The following is a 24,151-nucleotide window of genomic DNA, read 5'->3' as shown; positions in this document are numbered from 1 at the left end:
GGGAGGGTTATTTGAAGAGATTAAAGACGACTTGGTAGAGAAAAATATGGCGCAACAGCTATGGGAAATGTTTGATGAGCTTCTGGACGTGGTTATCACGGCCATCTCAGAGTCAGGAGTAGTAGATATTCATGCCTTTAAGATGTCCGAGGAATACCAGTATATTAAAACCCTTTTTGAAGACTCGTTTTTGGTCAATCAACTATTTGACGGCGATAATGTCGCTTAAAGGCCGAAAATGGAATTTCGGGGAAAGCACTGCCATATAAGGGTTATAGATTCACATAGTTACGCTGAATCCCTTGCTATTTGGGGTGCGAAACTCGAGTTATAAATATTACACTTCGAGGTGGCAACATCTGGATTATATTGATTTTATATTTTTGCCGCCAATATAAAAAACCTCCGACTATCTTCTTTGGTCATACCGCGACTCCTTTAACTCTTTTGTGGTATAGTGCTTCATGTCCGGATGATCAAGATAACGTTGTAGTGATTCCTTTAATAAGGGAATTTATCTGTAAAGAAGGTATGATCTCCTGAATAAGCTAATAAGAAAACGTTACCCGATGTTCTTTTAGGGTTCTTTCTAATTTACTTAGCTTCTCAATAAAATCATCGGAAAATCGTCTTCCAAATTCAACGATCAACGCTTCTACTAAAGCTATCGTCGGTACAATAGAGAATTTATCCTCACTTACTTCGATTTTCAAAATTGTCGTAGCATAGTTTATGATGGGGCAAGATATATGATCGGTAATTAATATTATTGGAACGCCTAAATCATGTGCCACTTTCGTTGCTTGAATGATTCGTTCTGTATACGGTTCAAAAGCAAAAACGATTAACGCTTCATCTTTTTCAATCTGCAAAGCCTTATCCAAAACGACTTCAGAATCATGGCTTAATTGCCTTATCTTCGGATAAAATTCTCCCATTACCTGTTCAAAGTAAAGAGCTACTATCTTATAAGGCCTTGTTCCAAAAATATTTATACATGTAGCTTGGCTCATCATGTCAATCGTTTTATCGAAGTTTTCCATTAAATCTTCATTTAATGATTTATCCAGCAAGTTTACGGACTCTTTACATACCTGAACAAGTGTATGCTCATATTCTTTATTTTCTTGAACATCTGATAGAGAATCCTTCAATTTCCATTTTGAATTTGTTTTTTCGGTTAGAGACTCATCGTAAACATCTTTTCTAAAATCATTAAAATTACTATAGCCTAAAGAATGGATTGTTCGCATAACCGTCGAAACCCCGACACCTGATTCGTGAGAGAGTTCTTTTACAGTAATTAAACCTAAGGATTGGTAATGCTTTAATACATAATCGCACAAGTGTCTTTGCCTTTTAGGTAAACGATCTTTCAAGTTTATCATGTCCTCTAATAAGGATTGATGATCGTCTGCCATTACATTTTCCTCCCTTGTTCTCAACTTCCGTTGCCTACTTACTAGTTTAGTAAGTTTGAATGGAAATGTCGAACCTTATTTTAGGCGGACAAATGCCCTCATTTTTGTTGGAAAAGACTTTGAGTAAGCATTAAAACCTTAGTTTTTGGATGCTAACCAAAAATTATACTTTAATCAATCATGAGCACAATGGACGCTTTCATTACAACAACTTTTTATCAGTAAACATATTATAGATCCATCTTCCAAGAAATACGATTGATAGTACTATTCCAATATAGCCAAAGATAGGATAGAAGAAGTTTACTAAGTCTATAAAACCAACAAAGCTGATGATATATGCTACGATGAGTGATATGGCCATCATGATTTTATACTCTTTAGAATAAACCTTCGTAAATCGCTTTACAAACGGAAATAACACACCGATGACAGCATTAAAGAGAACACCCACCATAATCGCAGCCATTAACAATCGAACAGCCGGATGGATTTGTTCCGCCAGGAAAAATGTCGGGATATCTACATTATTTGCAACTTCAAGATTCGCAACAAGCCCTGCTGTCATTAATACTAAAAGTAATGTAAATAATAGACCGCCGAATAAGGGAGCACGTTTTGAAACGGCATAATTTTCGTTCGTCGCACCAATTATGATGAAAAAAGCGAAACTATTTGCGATAACGAGTCCTGCATAATTGATTGCATCCCATACCCACCAGCCGCTCGGCGCACGGTTAATGTCTGTATATTGACTGACCTCACTAAGCGGTATCGTCGGATTTAAAACATTATAACCGGCAATGATAAATACCACGATAATTAGAAACGGAGTGATGCTGCCTAAAATTTTTACGATTCTAGTGAAGTCAAATTGCAGGAAGATAAATAATAAAATGATTGTAATCAGGGAACCAATCCATGTGGGCACGGCAAATCCATCATAGAGTGCTGAACCTGTCCCAGCGATCATAATTACAGATAAGCCATATAAAAAGAAAATAAGTATATAGTCAAATACATACGCTATTTTATTCCCGAGCAGCCGGCCCAGAGCTATCTGGTAAGATTCTGTCTGAATGACATATCCAAGCTTTGAGGTCTGCGTGATAAAGAAAGTTATGATGAGGCCCGCAAGTAGAGCAGCAAAGTAACTCCATACACCATAATTTGCAAAGAACTGAAGAATTTCTTGACCTGAAGCATAGCCGGCCCCGATTATAAAACTGATGTAACCGAAAGCGATTGCAATCGCAATTCTGTTTGTTTTCACCATTTTTAACACCCTCTTAATCTTGTGATTGAATTGAAAAATAAAATGAAAATGTCACAGCGTTGCATTAAGTTGAACTTCTAAAGTCAAGTTACCACCTGAAAATCAAACATTTTTACGGCAAGAAATATCATTTAAAATAATGTAGAAATCGGTTACAATAAATTTTTCTCATATTCTTGTAACCGATTAAATTAAAAAAGAATTAACAATAAAAGTTCTTATGACGTACTAACTCCATAAAGAGACGTGTTTATATCTATATTTTGAATACTTTCAGTTCCTAACAAACTATTAATATTTTGAGCAGCAGTAAATCCTGACTGAATAGCCGTCTCTGTATAAGTCGACCCTAAATAATCACCTGCTAAAAATAAGCGTCTATCAGGTTTTGTTAAAATTGGCTGTAACTCTGCACGGCCCGGGAAAATATAAGCCGATCCAAATGGATATTTATTTACTCGTGCCTCTACTACATGATCGCTAAAACCGGGAAAGATGTCATCTAAATCTTTTAATATAATTTCAATGATTTCTTCTTTAGACTTATCGATCAAACGACTTCCGCTATCACCAGGTGAAAATGTCATAATGCTGCTGCCTGGCTGTCTTTTCGTTTCTCTTGCCCGGATGAGATTCGTTTGATTAAGAATAATATCAAATGCTCTTTTCGGTGTGGCGAAAGAATAGACGTTATCCCAAATTTGCGGGCCTTTTTCATCTGTCAGAAATGCTGCGCTTACATGCGGACCATAAGTCACCTTATCAAGCGCATCGCCAAGTTCTGAATCAATATTTTTAGCTATTTTCCTTGTTATTGGGGCAGGAGTAGCAAGTACCGCGTAGCGAGCTTCCTCGACATGTTCAACACCATTTTGCGTGTATTTAACTACAACGGAGTCTTTTTTCTGAACAACTTCAGTCGCTTTTGCATTAAGTTGAACACTTTCAGCTAACTCTTTTGCAATCGTATCTGTGAGCGTGGATGGGCCTCCATCAATATTTCTCCCAAGTCCATCATTTTTATTCCATACCGTGTGAAAATATCCTATACCTGCTCCTGCTGTAATTGTCTCAGGACTACCCGTTGAACGACTTACTGTAGGCCTGAAAATGGAATCTGCGTCTGTAGGTAATTTACCAGTAAAATCTGTAAACGTTTGATTATCCATAAATTCTAAAATACGTTGTTGTTGCACCCTATAATCTTCTCCAGGTCTTCTTTTTGCTACTCGTCCATATCTCATAACAGCGGCGCGTACTTTTGCGCCTGCACGTATCAAAGCAAACCTGGATTTCCATGACATTGGCGCTCTAAAAGGATACATTTCAACAGAACCTTTTAAAAGCAGTTTCCCATTTAAAGACATTGCCGTTAAAGTGCCGGGTACAGGAGATGATGCTACTCCTACAGATTGGAGTAATTCATCTGTAGCCGAACCAGGTCCGGCAAATAGATGGCCACCCCAATTCAGCCAATAATCTCCTCGACGTTCAGAATGTACACGTCCACCAATGCGATTTTCCGACTCTAAAACTGAAATGTCATGGTGTTTCAGACGCCAGGCTGCGGACAGCCCGGCAAGTCCTCCACCAATGATTATTACATCTTTCATTTTGTTTCCCCCGTTTTTAACACACCTACATCGGACAATAGCTTCTTTATTTTCTGCTGATATTGTTCTGTTGCAGGTACTAACGGCAATCGGCTGTTTCCGCCCGGTAACCCTAATGCTTCTAACCCTGCTTTGACAGTTCCTGGAACAGTTTCTTCTTCAACAGCACTATATAGAGGCATTAATTTTTTGTTCAAGTCTATCGCTTCTTTAATGTTATTTTCATGCACAATGAGGTTATATAAACGAACCAGTTCAGCAGGTACCAAATTATGCACAATTCCTATTGTTCCATGGCCCCCGGTTGCCAATGTAGGAACAATCAAGTGTTCAAATCCAGTTAATACAGAAAAACTTTCATTGTCTTTCGTCAGTGCTAATAATTCAGAAGTATGCTGTTGTTCAACAGTATTTTTCACCCCTACAACGCCATCAATTTGACTTATCTCATTGATTAATTCCGGGCTCATTTCCACATTCGTTGCTGCAGGATAATGATAGACAACAATTCCGATATCTGCATTTTCTGCAACCGTTTTATAATGATCAATAATTCCTTGCTCGCTCGTTTGCATATAATAAGGACTGATGACCAATGCCCAATCTGCACCTGCACCTGATGCAAATTTAGTAAGCTCTATCGTATCTTCTGTCCGATGACACCCTGTTCCGGCCATTACTTTCGCTTTTCCTTTAACTTTTTCAGAAACATACTGAATAACTTCTTTTCTTTCCTCGACATTCATCAATGAATATTCTCCGTTACTTCCGCCAACCAATACAGTATCAATACCATTTTCAAGCAAGTGATCTAAAACTTCTCCAATGCCATTAAAATTAATGGTACTATCCTCATTCATCGGTGTAGGTATAGCTGGAATCATGCCTGTTGGTTTCGTCATTGAAAACCCTCCTAATATTTATTTATTCATTATTTTCATCTTGTTCCATATTTACAAAAACACTTTTAACTTCCGTGTAGTTCTCTAAGCCATATTCTCCGCCCATTTCCCGTCCAATGCCAGATTGTTTGTATCCTCCGAATGGCATTGTTTCCCACTCTTGTCCGACATCATTTATCCATACTGTTCCTGCCTGCAACTTGCCGGCAACATAGTGACCTTGTCTAATATTCTCTGTCCATACACTTGCTGCTAATCCATATACACTATCATTTGCTCTTCGAATGCCTTCTTCAACCGTATCAAACACGTGGACTGTCATGACTGGTCCAAAGATTTCTTCTCTGGCAACGGTCATATCATCCTCTACATCAGCAAAAATAATCGGTTTAACAAAAAATCCTTTATCAGATACAGGAGAATGATCGCCAATGAGTCTTGCACCTTCGTCTACGCCTGTCTGAATATAATCAAGTACTGTTTGCTGCTGTTTTTTAGATACAAGCGGTCCCATATCTGTCTCAGGGTCCATGCCATGCCCAAGTTTAATTTGCTCCAGCTCCTCTGAAAGCCCTTGCAAAACTAGGTTATATAAATTTCTTTGTACATATATTCTTGTACAGGCACTGCAGTTTTGACCGTGATTATACATGGTTCCGTCAAAGGCACCTTCGATCGCTTTTTTGATATTTGCATCATCCAGAATAACGGTGGGTGATTTCCCTCCTAATTCCAGCGTGACATCCTTCAGCTGATCTGCAGCTTTCTTCATTACATTTTTTCCTGTATTAGTTGAACCCGTAAATGCCACTTTATCAACCAGCGGGTGTGTAATGATTCCTTCACCGGCCGCTCTTCCGGATCCAGGAACAATATTGACAACGCCATCCGGGAAGCCGGCCTCTTTAAATAGTTTTGCTATATAAAGTAATGACAAAGGCGTTTCGCTTGCCGGTTTAATCACAACTGTACAACCAACAGCAAGTGCCGACCCTAGCTTCCATGCAGCCATTAACAACGGAAAATTCCATGGGATAATTTGTCCAACCACTCCCACTGGTTCATGTACGGTATAATTCACATACTCAGGCGAAACATTTGTTGTCTTACCTTGAATTTTTGTGGCGAAGCCGGCATAGTACCTAAAATGCTCAATGGTGCCCTCCACATCATCTGTTAATGCCACTTGATATGGTTTACCATTATCCAGTGATTCTAATTGAGCTAGTTCTTCACGGTTCTCCTCAAGAAGATCTGCAAATTTATAAATAATACGAGAACGAGAAGACGCTTTCATTTTTGTCCATTCACCTTCATCAAAGGCCGTTCTTGCTGCTTTGACTGCATGGTCAGCATCATCTCTATCCGCCTTATAAACTTGAGCAATTCTCTCCTCTGTGGCAGGGTCTAAAACATCAAATTTATCACCTGCAGCTGCGTTGACATAGCCTCCATTAATATAGAGCCCTATACTTTCTTCAAGAAAGTCTCTTACTTTCGGTTTCAATTTGAAATGAACGGTTTGCAATGTAATCCTCCTTTTCATTAATTGATTTGATTTATACTTTATCACATTTTTGAACATAGTCAATCCTTTTTTATAATTATGGAATAAAAATGTTCATGTTTGGAATAACAATTATTGACTAAACAAGTTTTAAACGGTACGTTAATCCATAGCTTTAAATGAAGGATTGAAGGAGAACTTATGCCAAATTTACAAGATCAAGTGATATTAGTAACCGGAGCAAATCGAGGACAAGGAAAAATCATCTCAAAACATTTAGCCTCGCTGGGTGCAAAAGTTGCAGTAGGCGCACGAGATATCGAAAAAGCGGAAGCTATCTCAGCAGAAATCGGAAAGGATAAAAGTCTGCCCGTTCAATTAGACATAACGAGGAAAGATGATTGGGAAATTGCGGTTCAGTCTATTATCCAAACATATAATAAGGTGGATGTACTTGTTAATAACGCAGGACTTTTTATTAGAAAATCCCTGCTAAATACTACTGTGGAGGACTATCAACAGCTAATAAATGTAAACCAGATGGGTGTTTTTATGGGAATAAAGGCGGTAACGCCGCACATGGAAAAACAGCAAAAAGGATCCATTATTAATAATGTGTCTATCTCTTCTTTTGCGCCCATCAATCACGCAGCGGCATATGCTGCTACAAAAGCAGCAGTGTCTAACCTCTCTAAATCCGCTGCAATCGAATTAGGACCTAAAGGCATTAGAGTCAACACCGTTCATCCCGGCATTATTCAAACAGAAATGGCAACTAATAGCGACCTAGATGTAAATGACGTTGACTCTATACCATTAAGAAAAACCGGTCAATCAAACGATATAGCACAAGTTACGGCCTTTCTTGCCTCTGAAGAGAGTGCTTATTGTAACGGGACTGAAATCGTGGTAGACGGAGGACTTACGCTAGGAACAGACGTTTAAATAATCGCAACGCCCAAAAATATCTCAGAAAAAAACAGCCAAAGCAGTAGAATCTCTGATACTTGTCTGCTTTGGTTGAAATATATTTCATCATTTCATTATATTCGTTAAACTGTTCATCCAATTATCTTTTAGCATTTTCGTTGCCTGTTCAAGTTCATTATTTTGAATACATTCGATAATGACGTTGTGTTGTTGCAAAGATTCTTCTTTAGGCAATGAATTATGAAAATAATAAGATTCAACTCTTAATATTTTTTCCTTGACACTGGTTAGTAATTTTTCCAATTCGTTATTTCCTGACATTTTCACAATCTGAGCGTGGAATTTTCTGTCATTTTCTAAACAAAGTTCTGGGTCACCCTGTTCTATGGCAGCTTGATAATCTTGATTTATCTTTATCAAGTCTTCTACATCTTGCACATGAGAATTTTTTACGGCTTCTTCTAAAGCAAGTGTTTCTAATGCAATAACAATGCTATAAATTTCTTTGACCTCAATGACATCTATAGGAGCAACCATTGTATAGCTATTTGGTTTACTTATGATGAATTCCTCATCTTCCAGCCTCAGCATTGCCTCTCTGACGGGGGTCCGACTGATCCCCAACTGTTCAGAGAGTTCTTTGTCTCTAAGCCTCTCTTCAGGTTTTAACTCTCCGGAAATAATGGCATTTTTTATCCTTTCATACGCATTGTTACGCATGGATACACGATTAATTTTTTGACCTTGTAAGGACATCAGCGGCCTCCTTCTTATAATGAGCAGACTTATTTACAAAAGTGCATTTGATATGTAATATATCAATCATGGTGATAAAGAGCAAGGATTAGGAGGTTTTTTATGAAGTCCAGCACTATCAATATACTACTCATTGTAACGATCATCTGTATATCGTTATCTGCCATTTTCGTTCGATTATCGGATGCACCCTCAACGATAATGGTCATGTATCGCATGTTCCTGGGTAGTGCTTTATTATTACCCTTTGTTTTAAAACATATAAAAACGATCCCTCGGATAAAAAAACCGGAATGGTTCGCATTAATATTTGCAGGCATCTTTTTGGGCGGTCATTTTGGTTTATGGTTTGAATCGCTAAACCATACGACTGTGGCCAGTTCTACGTTAATATTAGCGTTGCAGCCGGCCATAGCACTCATTGGCGGTTTATTTTTCTTCAAAGAGAATATCCATTTAAAAACGCTTCTTACGATAGGCATTGCATTTATTGGTGTGTTGATTGTAGGGGGAGGCAATTTAAATTTAGGGCAAGATGTCCTATTGGGAAATATATTATCATTCCTTGCCGTCTTTTCTGTCGTTTTCTACTTACTCATAGGACAGAGAAATGTCAAATTCCTCAATCATTGGGTTTACAGCTTCCTCGTCTTTCTCATCGCCGGTTTAACGATGTTCGTTTATAATTTAATGACTAACATACCGATGACAGGTTATACAGCTAACGACTGGAGTGTATTTCTACTTCTTGCCGTGTTCCCTTCGGCAGCGCATATCATTTATAATATGTTATTAAACTATATCAATACCACGACTGTATCAATGACCACACTCGGAGAGCCGGTCGGGGCATCTATCTTAGCCATGTTATTCTTGAATGAAATGATAACCGGAGTAGAAGTAATCGGGGGAACGCTTATTTTAATCGGGATCTATTTATTCCTGAAACAAAAAAGGAACTCAGAAAAAGTCTACCCTGAGCAAGTAGAGGGATGACATAAGTGGCGCAAGTTTTATTTCATTCTTGCGCCCAATTCCTTTTCCATCATTCTTTCTTGCTTGAATTTTTTTCAATCCAATCCGCAATGTCTTTCATCAATTGCTCTGTGTCAATATCTTCGGGTTTGATATCTGCGATTTCAACGGTCATGTTTTCTGCATCTTCCTGCGATGCCATAAATTCATATCCGTTTATGTCAAGCATTCTTATGAGAGACATGAGGGCGGTTCGCTTGTTGGCGTTATGAAACGCATGATTCTTAATCAGCGCATGATATAACGCCGTACATTTATCATAAAGCGTAGGCGTCTGCTTCGGGCGGTTGATCGCTGAATCCAAGAGTGATTCATCTTTAACGCCTTTTTGCTCCTTCGGGGAATAGGTTGAAATCAAATAAGAATTAAAGAGAATGACTTCTCGAATAGTGATATACTCCATTAACGATCAACGAGGTTTCTCATGGTTTCCCCGTACTTCTCATCTGTTTCTTTTAAGAATCTCAGAAAGTCGTCATCAAGCGTTTGCTTTTCTTTGACAGGTTTCACGAAAAACCCGTCACCTTGAATATCAATTTCCAACTCCGTGTCTTCGTCAATATCTAATACCCTTCTGACATGTGCAGGAATCGTCATTGCATATGTGCCACCATAAGGATGTATTTTCGTTGTCACTTTATTCCCTCCCCTTTTTCTCTTCTCCATTTTTATCACCTCATATATACTTTTGTATATACTTTATTCTATCCATACCCTTTCTGTTCTATTCATAAAAATCCCTTAACTAAGGCTGAGAACACAGATTTATCAGTCTTTCTTTAAAGCACGTCTCGCCTTTTAAAAACAATATGGGCATAAACGATCCATTTTGACCAGTCGAATTGCATAGCGAGCCTTTGCAACGGGGAAGAAAAGAGATAATAAACATAAAAATCGCCGACCAAGGGTCAGCGGAAAAATGTAGAGGTATTTTCTTCTATCTTCGCCCTGTAATTAGTTGGAAAATAAATACGATGAGGGCTACGATAAGCAATAGGTGGACAAGTCCGCCTCCTATGTCACCGATAAAGCCCAGGAGCCACAAAACTAAAATGACGATGATTATTGTCCAAAGCATACTTCTTAACCTCCAGGATAAAGATTTGTTTTTGAAGCTAATTTCCCCATTTTCCACATGATTAATCATAGACAAGACTGTTCTTCAGGTAGGGGCGGGGTTCAAACCGCACCAGCGCGCCAGGAATTCAGCATAAACTTTGGTTACTTTTTTTATACTTTCCAGATTGATCCACTCGTCAACTTCATGAAAATTTCCGTCTTCATGCCCATAAGGGGGATGTTGAGAAAGCCACGGATCCTGGACCACTGCTTCTAATACCCACTCTTTCAAGTTCTTCTTCACGCTTCGACACATTCTCCGGGATACAAACCCACCCTACACTCCATTATGGCTTTGATCGGTACGTTAGAGGGCAAGTGACCAGCATGAAAAGTGCCGATATTGAGATCCACAGGCTGCGGCATCCCTGCAAATGCAGGGTGTTTCAGCATTCATTGACCTTAAACTCATGTTTAATACCAATCATTACCGGTTATATGCTTTATATAGAGAAAAAGATTCTATTTATATAGATGCCTTTTCTAAATGATATTTGGAGGTGGAGAAGATGGCTAATAAGCCTTATAGAACAGGTGATAGAGCACCTGAGAGTGGAACGTTCAGAGTAGACAGTTTAGTCAGTGGTGACTCAGCTAGTAATGACGACACCGAAGTTGTGGTGGAAAAAGGCGAGCAATTCCCCCTTTCTCCTTCAAGTAATGAAGCAGCAAACTGGGTAAAAGTGTAATAAGGAAAAAGGAGAAGAAGGGAGATGACTCTAAAACCTGACTGGAAAATATGATGGATATATTAGAAAAAGAGTATACTTTTTGTGCTTCCTCCTCAGGCATGGGCCTTTTACCTACCATCTATGAATTCACGATGATGGGGAGCGACTGTGTGATATTCGTGATGACTTAGTGTTCTCGCCAGATCGAACCTCTCTCACGTTTTTATGGTAACGTGAATAATAGTATCCCCCGGGCGTAAGAGCCCGGAGCCCCGTTATGTCATCAGCTACTTTCTCCTCTTTCTACGCCATTATAGCAAGGTTGTTTTATCATCCAAGCATGCTTCCGACATCTCCTAGAGCTGTGGGGTAAGCGAATCGTCCTGCTTTTAACTGTTCTGCCGTTAATCCCCATTGCAAGGCTAATGAAAACAGATTGATGATTTCATCCGCTTCATGGCTGAGTAAATGGGCTCCCACAATTTTATCATTCTCGTTGTCCACAAGTACTTTTGCTAACGCCTTACGTTCCTGGCCGATGCGATAGGTGAGCCAACTCGTAGTGTCATGGTCATGCACGGCCACGTTGACCCCTTTTTGGTACGCTTCATCTTCCGTCATTCCTACTTTCGCTACCTTCGGAAGCGTAAAGACCACGGAGGGCATCGCGGTATAATCCATATGCTTGTGATTTCCTTTGACAAGATTATCAGCGACCACGCTGCCTTCCTCGCCAGAGATAGGTGTAAGCGGACGCCCGGCAGTCGCAGCGACATCCCCGGCCGCATAAACATGAGCATTCGAAATGCTCTGCATGTAGTCATTGACAGCGATACCCGCCTCTTTTGTTTCGATATTTCCGGCGGCTAGCTCCATTCCTTCGATATTTGGTACACGCCCCGCCCCGTGTACGATCATGTTTACATGCAACGTCGTACCATTCGTTCGTATATCAAACCTATGATCATCGCCCTTTCTTACTTCTTTTACTTCTGTATTCCAATGAAATGTGATTCCTTCTTCTTCTGACAACTTGATCAACGTCTCTACTTGCGATTGGTCGAACGCTTTCAGCACCGTTTCATTATGCTCGATAACATGGACGTCAGCTCCAGTCCGTGCGGATAAATGAGCAAGCCCCATCGAGACATAGCCTCCACCAAGGAAGACTATCGACGACGGTAATTCTTCGAGCTCAAGAAAATCCTCGCTGGTCGTTACATATTCAGCACCTGAAAATTCAATCGCAGACGGAGTGGCTCCTGTAGCAATGACAATGGCCGAAGCCTCAAGTCTGTATTCCCCGACCTGAAGCTCTTTTTCTCCCAAAAAGCGAGCTTCTTCGTTATACACGTCGATACCTGCTTCAGCAAAACTTTTTTTCACCCCGGAAGGTACGTTTTCGGTATATCGTCGTTTCGCCTGCATTAAACGGTTCCATTCCAACTCCACACGCTGGGCAATGCCATCTCCTGTCAGGCGTCTCGTTGCCTCGACTACTTCGCTTGTCTGCACAAGAATTTTCTTCGGATCGCATCCGCTGTTCGGACACGTTCCGCCAAGTTTGTGTGATTCGATCACCGCCACGGAGTTCCTCGCTTCTGCGCATGGAAAAGCTGTAGCCATCGCCGTGGGTCCGCTCCCGATAACAATGACGTCGTAGTATGCCATAGTGATCTCCTTCCTCAAACTGCAGGAAAAAAGGGTCCTTGCCTTTCATCGCGAAGCACCCTTCTTATCATTTATACTTTATCTTCCCACATTTCTTTTTCAGTACTTTTCATCTGCTCTTCTACCTCTTGCGGATACGCGGTTCGAAAAAGATGGTGGTCGGCTTCGATCACTTCGACCATTTTGGCGATCATTTCTTCCGGGTCGTACTGCTGATCAAGAATTTTTTCCGTTTCTGCAACCGACTCTCGGCTTGTGAAGCTATTCTCGAACCATTTCCATTTTTCCTCAAACATTCGATCATTAAAGCCCGTTTCATATGGACCGGGGTTGATCGTAGCGACCTGCACATTGAACTCCTTCAGCTCTGCCCTCATCGCTTTTGCAATGCCCTCAAGCGCATGTTTAGAAGAACTGTAGGGGCCCAAATGAGGCATAGCTACAATACCAACAATGGAACTTAAAAAGATAATTTTTCCTTTTTTCTTTTCTACGAACTTTTCTGCAGCAATTTGCGCGTTCTCCAATGTGCTGAACACGTTCGTTTCATAGATGGCTCGTACACGGTCTACCGGCACCTCTGCAAGCGGGCCACCTTCGCCAATGGCTGCATTTGCCACGAAGATATCATAATCATAATCAGCGATTAATTGCTGATCCCTTGTATCGGTAATATCCAGTTTAATCACTTCTAATTTGACACCTTCGGCAGCTGCTGCTTCACGTAAAGTTGTAACTTGAGAAATAATTTCCACAGCGGCAATGACTTGATGCCCTTTTTTTGCTAGGCCAAGGGCTGTTCCTTTACCCAAACCACTACCGGCGCCCGTGATAAATATTGTTTTACTCATTTATTACACCTCCAGGAACGTACTATTACGGCGGTTCCCACTTATAATTTATTTAAAACCCTCCATCCAGTTACACGGATTTGAATCATCATTTACAGAACCCGACGTATCGTGACTGAGCGAGCTGCTAAACCCCTCATAATGCCGAAAAAAACTGGCTACCTGAGGAGGATGGTAGCCACTCGTGTGTTTCCATCATTCTTCATAAAGCGTGAACAATAAGGTGATCACTCCCCTTTGCCATCGAGGTTGTCGATCATATCCGCCGTCATTCTTTCCAGGTCGTATTGCGGGCGAAAACCGAATTCCGCTTTTGCCGCGCTCGTATCAATATGGTCCGGCCAGCTTTCCGCGATGCTTTGCCGGTGTGGGTCGACATTATAGTGTAATGTGAAATCAGGAATATGCGAACGAATGGCGGCCGCCAACATTTCCGGATCAATGCTCATCGCTGTAATGTTGTAGGCGTTACGGTTCTTAAGCCGCGCCGAGTCTGCCTCCAACAAGTCGATCGTTGCCGTAATGGCATCCGGCATATACATCATATCCAGGAAGGTGCCCGCGGCAATATAGGAGGTGTATTGCTGGTCCTTTACGGCCTTGTCAATCATTTCGATCGCGTAATCGGTCGTGCCGCCACCGGGAGGCGTCAGGTAAGAGATCAAACCCGGGTACCGCAACCCTCGGGTATCAACGTCGAAGCGTTCGTGATAATAATCGCACAATAGTTCACTGGCCACTTTACTGACCCCATACATCGTCGTCGGACGTTGCGTCGTCACTTGCGGGGTTTCCTGTTTCACTGTGGAAGGACCAAACGCGCCAATCGAGCTCGGAGTGAAAAATTTACAGGAGTGCTCGCGGGCCACCTCAAGCCCATTCATGAGTCCTCCCATATTCAGATTCCAGGCATTAAGTGGCTGCGTTTCCGCGTTGACGGATAACAGGGCGGCCAAATGGATGATCGTATCGACTTGATAGTCACGCACGAGTTCAGACAGTTTTTCTCCGTCCGTGACATCAAGTATGTGAAAAGGCCCGGCTTGGGCGACTTCGTCATCTTCGTACTTAATATCGGTCGCAATGACATTTTTTTCACCGTAGCGCTTTCGTAATTTCAATGTTAATTCTGAACCGATTTGCCCGGCAGCACCGGTGATTAGCATTTTCTTCATGTCTCTATAGGCAGATGCCTGCCTGTGCCCCCTTACTTAAATCACGTTTAACTCTTTGCCGATCGTTTTATATTTTGCCAAGGCTTCATCGAGCATGTCTCTTGTATGAGCGGCGATCGGCATATTCCGTACCCTTCCCGTTCCGCGCGGGACCGTCGGGAACACGATGGACTTGGCATAAATGCCTTCTTCCATGAGCCGTTGACTAAACTGTTGCGTTTCCTTCTCATCGCCTATGATGCAAGGGGTAATCGGCGTCTCCGTTTTCCCCGTATCGAAACCAATCGCTCTTAGACCCTCCTGAAAATAGCGCGCATTCTCCCATAATCGGGTCTGTAAATCTTTGGATGTCGTTAAAATATCCAAAGCTTCAATGGTCGCCGCGACATCCCCGGGCGTCAGTGACGTGGAAAATAAAAACGGTCGCGAACGCACTTTCAGCCATTCGATTAATGATTGACGACCGGCTACGTATCCGCCGACGACCCCGATCGCTTTCGAGAGCGTGCCCATCTGCATATCTATTCGATCCGAGAGGTTAAAATGCTTGACCGTTCCCGCGCCTTCACCGAGAACGCCGGACCCATGGGCATCATCCACATACGTGATTAAATCGAATGCTTCGGCAATCTCGACGATCTCCGGAAGCTTTGCCACATCCCCGTCCATGGAAAAGACCCCGTCCGTGATAACCATCACTTTGCCGTATTGTTCGGTGGCTTCTTTTGCTTTTTCCCGTAAATCATCCATGTCCGAATGCTTGTAAGGAATGATTTTCGCCCGCGAGAGGCGGCAGCCATCAATAATGGAGGCGTGATTCAGTTCATCCGACAAAATGGCATCATTGCGATCCATCACAGCCGGAATCGCGGCGACATTCGCGTTAAATCCGGATTGATAGGCAAGCGCTGCTTCGGTATGTTTAAAGGCGGCCAGCTTCTCTTCCAGTCGAAGATGAAGTTGCAAAGTTCCGTTAATGGAACGGACAGCACCCGCGCCGACACCGTCTGTTTCAATCGCCTGAATAGCCTTGGCTTTTAAGCGCTCATCTGTCGCCAGTCCCAAATAATTATTGGAAGAAAGATTAATCATCTCTTTGCCATTAAGCGTGATCTGTGGCCCGTTCGGGCTTTCCAGAGGATCAACCTCATTGAACAACCCTTGCTCCTTAAGTTCCCTGATACCTGCTTCAAGAAAATCTTCGAGCGTTTTGCTCGTCATTGTCCTGCTCCTTTCCACGGTATGATTACCATAGTCGATGATACAGGAAAATTGCATCACTATCCACACACTAAAGAAAACTTGGCTTATCGCCAAGCCTTTAAGGCGATAAGCCGTGGTTTATACTTTCTTACCTGCAAAAAAAAGCACGCCACCACTAGCGTACGTGCCAATCAAGCATCGTTATAAGCCTCTTCGTAAATCTTTTTCATACGGTTGATGCATCCCCCGCGGACAATCGTTGCGTGATAACCCATATCATTAAGTTGGGTGTACGATAAACTTTGTTCTTTTGTTTCATTCAGAACAGCAAGAAGAGGTCCATTCGTATATTGATACGTATATAAATATTCTCCTTCGGTGTACAAACCCTCGAACATCACAAAGTCTGCGCCCGCGTGCAGCAATTGATTCGCCTTCTTCACCGCTTTTTCGATCCCCGCAATCGAAGCATCTGCACGTATGGTCATGACGATTCTCATCTCCGGAAAATAATGCTTCATCTGCACGATCACTTGCGTGAGCTCTTCCGTTGCATGGATTTTTTCATCATCGATTTGAATGGCTTGAATGCCCAGCTGTCGCAACTCATACGCTTGCCTCACGATTTGTTGGGACGAACGGGCATCCAATGGCAATTGTACGAGTAGTGCCAACGCAGTGACCTGTGTGATCGTCTTGGCGGTTGCGAGCATCTCCATGGCGTTTAACATATATGAAGAGGTATAGCCATATACCCTGGAAACATCTTCAGTCGGCAGAACCGCCATTCGAAAACCTTTCTGTTCGAGTGCCTGGGCACTGAGTGGATCGTGAGCAGACGGGATGAGCGGCAATTTTCCAGCGAAGAAATCAGCAAACGATTGCTCGCGCGTACGTTCTATATCCTCCCAATGCATGGTGTTTAACACTTCCTTGTCGTTTCATTTATAGCCTTGGGTCCTAACGTCCAGATTTTATCATGAAAATGGGTCTATCATTACTTTTATCAAGTTTACGATATGTTCCCAATAGGAGCAAACGGCATTTTTTGATTCTTTTAGGAACTTTAACCCTTATGCGTCGCCGCTTCCAGATATAATGAAGGACGTGATCACCACGCTAGATGAATGGAGAATGAGGCATGAGTCACTTTTCCGAGCGTCTGAAATACACACGCGAGCTGAAAAAAGAGGAATATGGCAATTGGACACAGCAATACGTCGCTCAACGGATCGGTGTCGCGCGCACAACATATACAGCCTACGAGAGGGGTACGAAACAACCCCCTCTCGATACGATTAACACCCTCGCGGACTTGCTCGACGTCTCGACCGATTATTTACTCGGTCATGAAAAAAAGACCATTTATCGCTATAAGCGACCGGATAAGGAACATTCATTATATGAGTTCTATAAAGACCGTAACATAAGCCGGGACGAAAAAGCATACCTGGAAGAGGAATTAGCGAAATATCGTCGTTTAAAACAAAAATGGAACCCAGATGATAAATAAATCTCGTTTCGTACATATGTTCCATGAGCCTTACTTACAGTATAGCCGATAAAATCGTTCCTGGCAAGCGCCCCCACTTAGAGGTTGGGGGTTTTTTAGTGGTCATTTTTAAAAGCGACTGTTATGATGGACATTAAAGAGTTGACACTTTCACACGCTGTTTTTCATACATTTAAAGTATATCTGCCCATTGCAGTAAGAAAGGGTGACAACATCATGGAGGATATCGAGTTCCGACAGGCAATGGGGAAGTTTTCCACGGGCATCACGATCATTACCACCGAAGATGACGGCAAACCTCACGGAATGACCGCCAATGCATTTATGTCCGTGTCTATGGATCCAAAGCTCGTGGCCATATCCGTCGACCATAAAACGAACATGTACGAAAAAATGATCAACGCGAAAAAGTACGCGGTTAGCATTTTGGAGACATCGCAGGAAGACATCTCGAGACTGTTCGCAAAACAAATGGCCGGCAAGGAGAACTTTCATTTCTCTACCTTTCATAATCTTCCCGTGATACCCGGCGCCCTCGTCCACCTTGCCTGTGACGTCGTTCAGGAGGTCAAAGCCGGTGATCACACGATCTTCATCGGTGAAGTGAAAGACCTCGCGATGGAACATCAGGAAGAAAAGGAGCCCCTTTTATACTATCGAGGCCACTATAACGCTTTGCGCCGCTAACCTCCCGAAGACAGTCGGGAGGTTTTTTCGGTCGTTTTCGGCTTCCCGCGCACAAAGAATGAAAGCACCACGCCGATCAACGCGAGCCCGCTGGCAACGACAAACGACATATTCACACCGAAAATCAGCGCCTCATCGGGGCTCACCCCCGCTTCTTCCGGACTTAATGCCGCTGTCGTCATCACGGTCACGAGCGTTGCCGTACCGATCGAGGCTGCCACCTGGCGCATTGTGTTGTTCATCGCCGTGCCATGGGGAATCAGCTCCCGGGGCAAAGAATTAATGCCCGCGGTTGTAATCGGCATCATCGTCATCGCCGTTCCCATCATCCGGAGAGCATAAACGACGCTCAAATACTCAGCCGACGTATCCGCTTGCAAAAATGAAAGCATGACAGAAGTGATAAAAATGAGGGAAAGCCCCGGGATCGCCAAATAACGGGCGCCGATCCTGTCAAAGATTCGCCCTGTAATCGGTGACATAATCCCCATCACAATCGCCCCGGGCAACATGATCAACCCGGATTCAAAAGCGGTGTATGCATTCATATTTTGCATGTAAATCGGCAGTATCGTCGTCGCGCTAATCATGGACACGAACACGATCATGCCGATCACCGTCGATAACGCGAACACCCGTGATCTGAAAACTCTAAATTCCAGGATAGGCTGTTTGAGTTGCAATTGGCGACGGATGAAAAAAACGAGTGAAAAGACGCCGACGACGATCGGCAGCCATACATCCATACTGCCCCACTGTCCATCACCGGCACTGCTGAATCCGAACAGCAAACCGCCAAATCCGAATGTCGATAACACAATCGATCGCATATCGAGCACCGGCGAACGCAGGGTGGCGATATTTTTAAGAAAAATCCATGCGACGATCATATTAAACACGGCGAGGGGCAAGACGACCCAGAAAAGGATTGACCAGTGATATTGTTCCACGAGCCATCCGGAAAGCGTCGGACCAATCGCAGGCGCAAAGGCAATGACGAGGCCGGCGCTGCCCATGGCTGCTCCCCGTTTCTCGATGGGAAACAACAATAATAAAGACGTTTGCATGAGCGGCAGCAAAATGCCGGCCCCACTCGCCTGGATCACGCGCCCGACCATAAGATAGGCAAACGACGGGGCAAGGGCGCAAATGAGCGTGCCAAAAGCAAAAAGGAGCATAGCCGTCAGGAATAGACCGCGTGTTGAATATTTTTCGATGAGAAAGGCCGTAATCGGAATCATAATGCCATTGACGAGCATAAAGATGGTCGTCACCCACTGCGCCGTATTCTCCGTAATATTAAGATCATGCATTAAATGAGGGAGCGCGGTCGTTAACAGCGTTTGATTCAAAATCGCCATAAAAGCACCGATCAGCAGCACGGCGACGATGGGTGTTTTTTTCAGGTTCGGTTGCTGCTCTTGTTGGCTCATAAACATTCCTTCTTGTTCAATCTTCCTCTATTCTATCATCGTTTGCCGAACCTGTACGGACATTCATATTATCCGGGGGATGTTGTTTGCGTTTCGGGATGAAAAAGGCAAGGATAAAGCCGATGAAAGTAAGAATCGTCGCCAGCCAAAAGGACATATTGACCCCGTGCACCAGCGCTTCATTCATATTGACGGCTTGTTCCGGGTCCAGGGCCATCGTCGACATCACGGTCACAAGGGCAGCCGTCCCGATCGCACCCGCGATCTGCCGCATCGTATTGTTCATCGCTGTCCCATGGGGGATCAATACGTTTGGCAATGAGTTGATCGCCGCGGTCGTGACCGGCATCATCACAAATGACATGCCAAGCATACGGAACATATTCACTGCGGCCAAATACGTAAACGACGTCGTTGTGGAGAGCTGCGTGAACATAAATGTAGTCACACACACGAGTGTAAGGCCGACAATCGCCAGTTTCCGGGCCCCGAATTTATCAAAGATCCTGCCGGTAATCGGCGACATAATGCCCATCGCCACAGCTCCGGGCAACAGCATCAAGCCGGTATCCAGCGCCGTAAAATCATGCATATCCTGCATATAAATCGGCAATATCGTTTGCGAGCCGATCATGGACATGAAGATAATCATCCCGACGATGGTGGCAAGCGTAAAAATGCCGTATTTGAACACCCGGACTTCGAGGATGGGTTGCGGGAGAATAAGCTGCCGCCATACAAACAGCGCCAGCGCGATAAAACCGATGGTGATCGGCAGGATGACATGAATGTCCAGGAATCCATAGGAACCCGCGGTACTAAACCCATAAAGGATGCCCCCAAATCCAAGCGTAGACAAAATGACCGATAAAATGTCCAGTTTCGGATCACGAAAGACCGAAACATCTTTTAACACCCAATAAGAAACGATGATGTCGATCAGCGCCAGGGGAAAGATGATCCAGAACAAAATCGACCAATGGAATTGCTCCACGAGATAGCCGGAAAGGGTTGGTCCAATCGCCGGGGCGAAGGCAATGACAAGGCCGACCATTCCCATGGCAAACCCGCGACGTTCCACCGGGAAGATCAGTAAAAGTACGGTCTGCATGAGCGGCAGCATGATCCCTGCGCCGGTCGCCTGGATGACCCGACCACCAATGAGCACCGCAAAATGGGGGGCCAACGCGCATATAAGAGTTCCCAGGGCAAACAATCCCATGGCTGTAAAAAAGAGCTTTCGAGTGGTGAATTTCTCGATGAGAAAAGCCGTAATCGGGATCATTACCCCGTTCACAAGCATAAAGACAGAATTAAGCCACTGGCCCAATTCTGCCGTGATACCAAAGTCATCCATGATGTGAGGGATCGCGGTTGTAAGCAACGTTTGATTCAGGATCGCCATAAAGGCGCCCGTCAGTAATATGACGGCGATCGATATAATATTTTTGGACTTTGAGGATTGCGCTGAACGCATATATATACCTTCTTCTAATCATCGCTTCGGTTATAATTTCTCGCGGCCAATAAATCATTCAACATTTTGAGCTCATGCTCAATCGGCGCCCGTTGGCGCAAATAGAGCCCAAGGGAATCAACCATATAACGACGCGGGGAAACAGTGTCTATTTCCTGGTTGAAAGCTTCGAGGGCTCGTTCTGACTCGGGCTGTTGATCAAGCCTGACATGTTTTTGTACCTTTTCCCGTATCCGGTAACGGACATTTTCGATCTCTTCCTGAACCCCACCCGGTGTTATTTCCTGGTGGTAAGCTTCATAATCGTGCATGACATCAGACGTCAATACCGGCGAGGCCTCAGGTGTTGAAAGCATAAGAGTATCAAGATGAGAAATCATCAGTGTAGCGACATCTTCGGCAGGCAATGCTTTATGATCGTCCCCCATCAGAATGACATATTCTCTTAATGTTCCCTGAAAAAGAACGACCATATCCCAAAGGAAAGGCGTTACTTTCTCTCCATAGGCATGCACGAGGCTTTCGCGATGCCAGTTCATTAAGGCGACTTTCGTACGCTTGAGCATCCGCATCATTTCCGCGTTTTTCGTTGGCGGCACTGCGCGCAGCAGTAAATTCATAAACGAACGGTTATCTTTCCTTGCTTCCAGTTCAAGAATGATCTTCTTTCGCAACTGTTCTTTCGGGGATAGTGTTTGATCCAGGTTGATGCTCGTCATTTTCGCCAGCCATTGTTCAAGGTTATGCTCCAATGCTTCCAGTAAAAGTTCTTCTTTTGAGGAAAAATACTTGTATAATGACGCTTTGGATATCCCGCAATTCTCGGCGATTTGCTGCATGGATGTGGAATAATAACCATCGCCGGCAAAATTTTTCAAAGCGTTTTTCATAATATTTTCTTTCAATCTCATCACCATTGTGACCATATAGTATATTATAAAACCTAATCGTTTTATATGCTATAGATTTACGAGGGTCATGTCAATATCACCGGATGCTTATTTCCTTTACCCATGTTATAATTTTCACAAAAGCTAGATGACTTAGATGGGGGAATCACAATGACATCAGATGTAGACATTGCACAAGCCGCGGACATGCTTCCGATTAAGGAAGTCGCCGAAAAAATTGGCATCGAGCACCAGGCAGTGGAATTATATGGCGATTATAAAGCCAAAATCGACGAGAACCGCATCGAAGGACTGGAACAGAAAAAAGATGGAAAAATCATCCTCGTCACCGCCATTCATCCGACACCTGCCGGTGAAGGAAAAACAACGACGAGTGTCGGCTTGGGGGACGCCCTGCAAAAAATAGGCAAACAGGCGGCGATCGCGTCCAGGGAACCTTCGTTAGGGCCTGTATTTGGAATGAAAGGCGGGGCAGCCGGAGGAGGATATGCGCAGGTTGTACCGATGGAAGATATTAATCTGCACTTCACAGGTGATTTTCACGCGATCAGTGCCGCCAATAACCTGTTGGCAGCGTTAATCGATAACCATATCCATCATGGCAATGAATTGAATATTGACGCCCGCAAAATCAAGTGGAAGCGCGCCATGGATATGAACGATCGGCAACTGCGCCATATCGTGGATGGCCTGCAAGGGAAAACCAACGGCATTCCCCGGGAAGATGGCTTCCAGATCACCGTCGCATCCGAAATCATGGCTATCCTCTGCCTAGCCCATGATCTTGAAGATATGAAAGAAAAACTTGAAAAAATTGTAATCGGTTATACGACGGATGATCAGCCCGTGACCGCCGGTGAGTTAAAAGCCCATGGAGCGATGGCCACCTTACTTAAAGACGCCTTAAAACCAAACCTGGTACAAACGCTCGAGCACACCCCCGCTTTTGTTCATGGCGGTCCTTTTGCCAACATCGCCCACGGATGCAATAGCGTGAAAGCGACGAACATAGCGGCAAAATACGCCGATTATGTCGTTACGGAAGCAGGATTTGGCGCGGATTTAGGAGCGGAAAAATTCGTTGACATTAAATGTCGGCTATCCGGGTTAAAACCTTCGGCAAGCGTCGTCGTCGCGACGATCAGAGCATTGAAGATGCATGGCGGTTTGCCAAAAAATGAACTGGATACTGAAGATCTGGAAGCGCTTAAAAAAGGCTTGCCCAATCTATTGAAACATCTGGAAAATATGAAAGATGTCTTTGGCCTCTCAGCTGTTGTAGCCATTAATAAATTCCCGACTGATCACGAAGCAGAGTTGCAACTCGTGGCAGAAAAATGCAGAGAGCTCGGCATTAAGGTGGTGCTTTCCGATGTGTGGGCAAAAGGGGGCGCAGGCGCAACGGAGCTTGCTGAAGAAGTCGTGCAGCTTACGGAAGAGGAAACCACTGTAACATATGCTTATGACATCGAAGACCCCATTACCGTGAAAATCGAAAAACTCGTCCAAAACATTTATGGCGGAGACGGCATTGACCTCACACGAGGGGCTCAAAAAGAAATCGAGCAGCTGGAAGCGTTAGGCTATGGAAACCTCCCGGTCTGTATGGCCAAAACCCAATACTCCTTCTCCGGCGATCAGCATAAACTCGGTCGCCCCCGTGATTTTACGCTTCCGATCAGGGACGTTACGCTCTCGGCCGGAGCCGGCTTCATCGTCGTCCTCACCGGTTCCATGATGACGATGCCCGGCTTACCCAAAACTCCATCAGCCGAACACATTGATGTCGATGAAGACGGCAAAGTGGTTGGATTGTTCTAGTAGAGATCGGAGGATTGGTGGACGCCGTCATTCCCGGCGATATATCAGCGAACTCGACCTTATCACTGTTTGTTATGGCGCCACTCGGATCTTGTGAAGCCATAATTTCACCGATCATTGCTTACTATGGCTTCAAATGTTTCCCCTGAGGTCATAGTTTCAAAAGTGCCGAAAACGGA

The 24,151-nt window shown here is 43.8% G+C and carries 24 protein-coding genes and 1 pseudogene; 7 read left to right on the top strand and 18 right to left on the bottom strand.

All coding sequences use genetic code 11. The annotated features are described in order from the left end of the window. Positions 1-229 (top strand): annotated as a pseudogene (locus BLS58_RS11980) (IS4 family transposase); the annotation flags it as partial. Positions 230-548: 319 nt separating this feature from the next. On the opposite strand, the gene BLS58_RS11975 reads toward BLS58_RS11980, so the two are convergent. The 5 genes from BLS58_RS11975 to BLS58_RS11955 form a co-directional block, all read right to left on the bottom strand. Continuing rightward, a complete protein-coding gene (locus BLS58_RS11975; protein ID WP_090399032.1) occupies positions 549-1,421 on the bottom strand; it encodes a MurR/RpiR family transcriptional regulator in 873 nt (290 codons plus the stop codon). A 202-nt stretch (positions 1,422-1,623) separates the two neighbouring features. Then, positions 1,624-2,697 (bottom strand): YkvI family membrane protein, encoded by a 1,074-nt coding sequence (locus BLS58_RS11970; RefSeq protein ID WP_090399031.1) that lies wholly within the window; start codon positions 2,695-2,697, stop codon positions 1,624-1,626. A 218-nt stretch (positions 2,698-2,915) separates the two neighbouring features. Then, entirely contained in the window at positions 2,916-4,310 is a 1,395-nt protein-coding gene (locus BLS58_RS11965; protein WP_090399030.1) for a flavin monoamine oxidase family protein, read from the bottom strand. After that, a complete protein-coding gene (gene dapA / locus BLS58_RS11960) occupies positions 4,307-5,212 on the bottom strand; it encodes a 4-hydroxy-tetrahydrodipicolinate synthase (protein WP_090399029.1) in 906 nt (301 codons plus the stop codon). Before dapA ends, BLS58_RS11965 begins: the two co-directional genes overlap by 4 nt. Positions 5,213-5,234: 22 nt before the next feature. After that, positions 5,235-6,740: an aldehyde dehydrogenase family protein gene (locus BLS58_RS11955; RefSeq protein ID WP_090399028.1), complete on the bottom strand. Its 1,506-nt coding sequence runs from the start codon at positions 6,738-6,740 to the stop codon at positions 5,235-5,237. 180 nt (positions 6,741-6,920) lie between these two features. Here BLS58_RS11955 and BLS58_RS11950 point away from each other — a divergent pair, with 180 nt between their 5' ends. Continuing rightward, entirely contained in the window at positions 6,921-7,664 is a 744-nt protein-coding gene (locus BLS58_RS11950) for an SDR family NAD(P)-dependent oxidoreductase (RefSeq protein ID WP_090399027.1), read from the top strand. A gap of 90 nt (positions 7,665-7,754) precedes the next feature. On the opposite strand, the gene BLS58_RS11945 is transcribed toward BLS58_RS11950, so the two are convergent. Beyond that, positions 7,755-8,405, bottom strand: a complete 651-nt coding sequence (locus BLS58_RS11945; protein ID WP_090399026.1) for a GntR family transcriptional regulator — start codon at positions 8,403-8,405, stop codon at positions 7,755-7,757. Positions 8,406-8,507: 102 nt separating this feature from the next. On the opposite strand from BLS58_RS11945, the gene BLS58_RS11940 reads away from it, so the two are divergent. Beyond that, on the top strand, positions 8,508-9,401 hold the full coding sequence (locus tag BLS58_RS11940) for a DMT family transporter (protein WP_090399025.1): 894 nt from the start codon (positions 8,508-8,510) through the stop codon (positions 9,399-9,401). Positions 9,402-9,450: 49 nt separating this feature from the next. Here the strand turns inward: BLS58_RS11940 and BLS58_RS11935 are convergent, their stop codons facing one another. From BLS58_RS11935 to BLS58_RS11925, 4 genes are all read right to left on the bottom strand, one after another. Then, entirely contained in the window at positions 9,451-9,843 is a 393-nt protein-coding gene (locus tag BLS58_RS11935) for a type II toxin-antitoxin system death-on-curing family toxin (RefSeq protein WP_090399024.1), read from the bottom strand. Further along, positions 9,843-10,076 carry an AbrB/MazE/SpoVT family DNA-binding domain-containing protein gene (locus BLS58_RS11930; RefSeq protein ID WP_176764729.1) on the bottom strand — a complete coding sequence of 78 codons (234 nt, stop codon included), beginning with the start codon at positions 10,074-10,076 and terminating at the stop codon, positions 9,843-9,845. The genes BLS58_RS11935 and BLS58_RS11930 overlap by 1 nt, the downstream gene beginning before the upstream one ends. 301 nt (positions 10,077-10,377) lie before the next feature. Beyond that, entirely contained in the window at positions 10,378-10,518 is a 141-nt protein-coding gene (locus BLS58_RS17255; protein WP_142088481.1) for a lmo0937 family membrane protein, read from the bottom strand. Between the two features lie 84 nt (positions 10,519-10,602). After that, the gene (locus BLS58_RS11925) at positions 10,603-10,803 is read right to left on the bottom strand and encodes a hypothetical protein (RefSeq protein ID WP_090399022.1); all 201 of its coding nucleotides are present in this window, start codon (positions 10,801-10,803) and stop codon (positions 10,603-10,605) included. Between the two features lie 265 nt (positions 10,804-11,068). On the opposite strand from BLS58_RS11925, the gene BLS58_RS11920 reads away from it, so the two are divergent. Further along, a complete protein-coding gene (locus tag BLS58_RS11920; RefSeq protein WP_090399021.1) occupies positions 11,069-11,248 on the top strand; it encodes a YjzC family protein in 180 nt (59 codons plus the stop codon). A 312-nt stretch (positions 11,249-11,560) separates the two neighbouring features. Here BLS58_RS11920 and BLS58_RS11915 read toward each other — a convergent pair whose 3' ends face one another. From BLS58_RS11915 to BLS58_RS11895, 5 genes are all read right to left on the bottom strand, one after another. Continuing rightward, entirely contained in the window at positions 11,561-12,901 is a 1,341-nt protein-coding gene (locus tag BLS58_RS11915; protein ID WP_090399020.1) for a dihydrolipoyl dehydrogenase family protein, read from the bottom strand. Between the two features lie 71 nt (positions 12,902-12,972). Continuing rightward, the gene (locus BLS58_RS11910; protein WP_090399019.1) at positions 12,973-13,752 is read right to left on the bottom strand and encodes an SDR family oxidoreductase; all 780 of its coding nucleotides are present in this window, start codon (positions 13,750-13,752) and stop codon (positions 12,973-12,975) included. Between the two features lie 227 nt (positions 13,753-13,979). Further along, positions 13,980-14,927 (bottom strand): NAD-dependent epimerase/dehydratase family protein, encoded by a 948-nt coding sequence (locus BLS58_RS11905; protein WP_090399018.1) that lies wholly within the window; start codon positions 14,925-14,927, stop codon positions 13,980-13,982. Between the two features lie 36 nt (positions 14,928-14,963). Next, on the bottom strand, positions 14,964-16,148 hold the full coding sequence (locus BLS58_RS11900) for a glycine C-acetyltransferase (protein ID WP_090399017.1): 1,185 nt from the start codon (positions 16,146-16,148) through the stop codon (positions 14,964-14,966). 173 nt (positions 16,149-16,321) lie between these two features. Then, positions 16,322-17,047 carry an isocitrate lyase/phosphoenolpyruvate mutase family protein gene (locus BLS58_RS11895; RefSeq protein WP_090399016.1) on the bottom strand — a complete coding sequence of 242 codons (726 nt, stop codon included), beginning with the start codon at positions 17,045-17,047 and terminating at the stop codon, positions 16,322-16,324. A gap of 224 nt (positions 17,048-17,271) precedes the next feature. On the opposite strand from BLS58_RS11895, the gene BLS58_RS11890 reads away from it, so the two are divergent. Both BLS58_RS11890 and BLS58_RS11885 read left to right on the top strand, forming a co-directional pair. Next, positions 17,272-17,643: a helix-turn-helix domain-containing protein gene (locus BLS58_RS11890; protein WP_090399015.1), complete on the top strand. Its 372-nt coding sequence runs from the start codon at positions 17,272-17,274 to the stop codon at positions 17,641-17,643. 216 nt (positions 17,644-17,859) lie between these two features. Next, entirely contained in the window at positions 17,860-18,330 is a 471-nt protein-coding gene (locus tag BLS58_RS11885) for a flavin reductase family protein (protein WP_090399043.1), read from the top strand. Here the strand turns inward: BLS58_RS11885 and BLS58_RS11880 are convergent. Genes BLS58_RS11880 through BLS58_RS11870 form a run of 3 tightly spaced genes read right to left on the bottom strand, consistent with a single transcriptional unit; the run spans position 18,327 to position 22,145 of the window. Further along, complete coding sequence (locus tag BLS58_RS11880; protein WP_090399014.1) at positions 18,327-19,769, bottom strand: MDR family MFS transporter; 1,443 nt, start codon at positions 19,767-19,769, stop codon at positions 18,327-18,329. The two genes, BLS58_RS11885 and BLS58_RS11880, sit on opposite strands and share 4 nt — an antisense overlap. Positions 19,770-19,779: 10 nt before the next feature. Next, positions 19,780-21,240 (bottom strand): MDR family MFS transporter, encoded by a 1,461-nt coding sequence (locus tag BLS58_RS11875; RefSeq protein WP_090399013.1) that lies wholly within the window; start codon positions 21,238-21,240, stop codon positions 19,780-19,782. A 14-nt stretch (positions 21,241-21,254) separates the two neighbouring features. Beyond that, the gene (locus BLS58_RS11870) at positions 21,255-22,145 is read right to left on the bottom strand and encodes a TetR/AcrR family transcriptional regulator (protein WP_218126226.1); all 891 of its coding nucleotides are present in this window, start codon (positions 22,143-22,145) and stop codon (positions 21,255-21,257) included. 156 nt (positions 22,146-22,301) lie between these two features. Here BLS58_RS11870 and BLS58_RS11865 point away from each other — a divergent pair, with 156 nt between their 5' ends. Then, on the top strand, positions 22,302-23,972 hold the full coding sequence (locus BLS58_RS11865) for a formate--tetrahydrofolate ligase (RefSeq protein WP_090399011.1): 1,671 nt from the start codon (positions 22,302-22,304) through the stop codon (positions 23,970-23,972). Positions 23,973-24,151 lie beyond the last annotated feature (179 nt).

The sequence above is a fragment of the Natribacillus halophilus genome, assembly GCF_900100185.1.
GTDB lineage: Bacteria > Bacillota > Bacilli > Bacillales > Marinococcaceae > Natribacillus > Natribacillus halophilus.
Note: the sequence above shows the minus strand (reverse complement) of the source record. Positions and strands in the feature narration are given on the sequence as shown.

Coding starts and splice junctions, on each gene's coding strand:
- BLS58_RS11940 (WP_090399025.1), top strand. CDS start 8,508: ATGAAGTCCAGCACTATCAATATACTACTCATTGTAACGATCATCTGT.
- BLS58_RS11865 (WP_090399011.1), top strand. CDS start 22,302: ATGACATCAGATGTAGACATTGCACAAGCCGCGGACATGCTTCCGATT.
- BLS58_RS17255 (WP_142088481.1), bottom strand. CDS start 10,518: ATGCTTTGGACAATAATCATCGTCATTTTAGTTTTGTGGCTCCTGGGC.
- BLS58_RS11900 (WP_090399017.1), bottom strand. CDS start 16,148: ATGACGAGCAAAACGCTCGAAGATTTTCTTGAAGCAGGTATCAGGGAA.
- BLS58_RS11950 (WP_090399027.1), top strand. CDS start 6,921: ATGCCAAATTTACAAGATCAAGTGATATTAGTAACCGGAGCAAATCGA.
- BLS58_RS11885 (WP_090399043.1), top strand. CDS start 17,860: ATGGAGGATATCGAGTTCCGACAGGCAATGGGGAAGTTTTCCACGGGC.
- BLS58_RS11910 (WP_090399019.1), bottom strand. CDS start 13,752: ATGAGTAAAACAATATTTATCACGGGCGCCGGTAGTGGTTTGGGTAAA.
- dapA (WP_090399029.1), bottom strand. CDS start 5,212: ATGACGAAACCAACAGGCATGATTCCAGCTATACCTACACCGATGAAT.
- BLS58_RS11945 (WP_090399026.1), bottom strand. CDS start 8,405: ATGTCCTTACAAGGTCAAAAAATTAATCGTGTATCCATGCGTAACAAT.
- BLS58_RS11890 (WP_090399015.1), top strand. CDS start 17,272: ATGAGTCACTTTTCCGAGCGTCTGAAATACACACGCGAGCTGAAAAAA.
- BLS58_RS11975 (WP_090399032.1), bottom strand. CDS start 1,421: ATGGCAGACGATCATCAATCCTTATTAGAGGACATGATAAACTTGAAA.
- BLS58_RS11935 (WP_090399024.1), bottom strand. CDS start 9,843: ATGGAGTATATCACTATTCGAGAAGTCATTCTCTTTAATTCTTATTTG.
- BLS58_RS11905 (WP_090399018.1), bottom strand. CDS start 14,927: ATGAAGAAAATGCTAATCACCGGTGCTGCCGGGCAAATCGGTTCAGAA.
- BLS58_RS11880 (WP_090399014.1), bottom strand. CDS start 19,769: ATGTTTATGAGCCAACAAGAGCAGCAACCGAACCTGAAAAAAACACCC.
- BLS58_RS11920 (WP_090399021.1), top strand. CDS start 11,069: ATGGCTAATAAGCCTTATAGAACAGGTGATAGAGCACCTGAGAGTGGA.
- BLS58_RS11895 (WP_090399016.1), bottom strand. CDS start 17,047: ATGCATTGGGAGGATATAGAACGTACGCGCGAGCAATCGTTTGCTGAT.
- BLS58_RS11875 (WP_090399013.1), bottom strand. CDS start 21,240: ATGCGTTCAGCGCAATCCTCAAAGTCCAAAAATATTATATCGATCGCC.
- BLS58_RS11970 (WP_090399031.1), bottom strand. CDS start 2,697: ATGGTGAAAACAAACAGAATTGCGATTGCAATCGCTTTCGGTTACATC.
- BLS58_RS11965 (WP_090399030.1), bottom strand. CDS start 4,310: ATGAAAGATGTAATAATCATTGGTGGAGGACTTGCCGGGCTGTCCGCA.
- BLS58_RS11915 (WP_090399020.1), bottom strand. CDS start 12,901: ATGGCATACTACGACGTCATTGTTATCGGGAGCGGACCCACGGCGATG.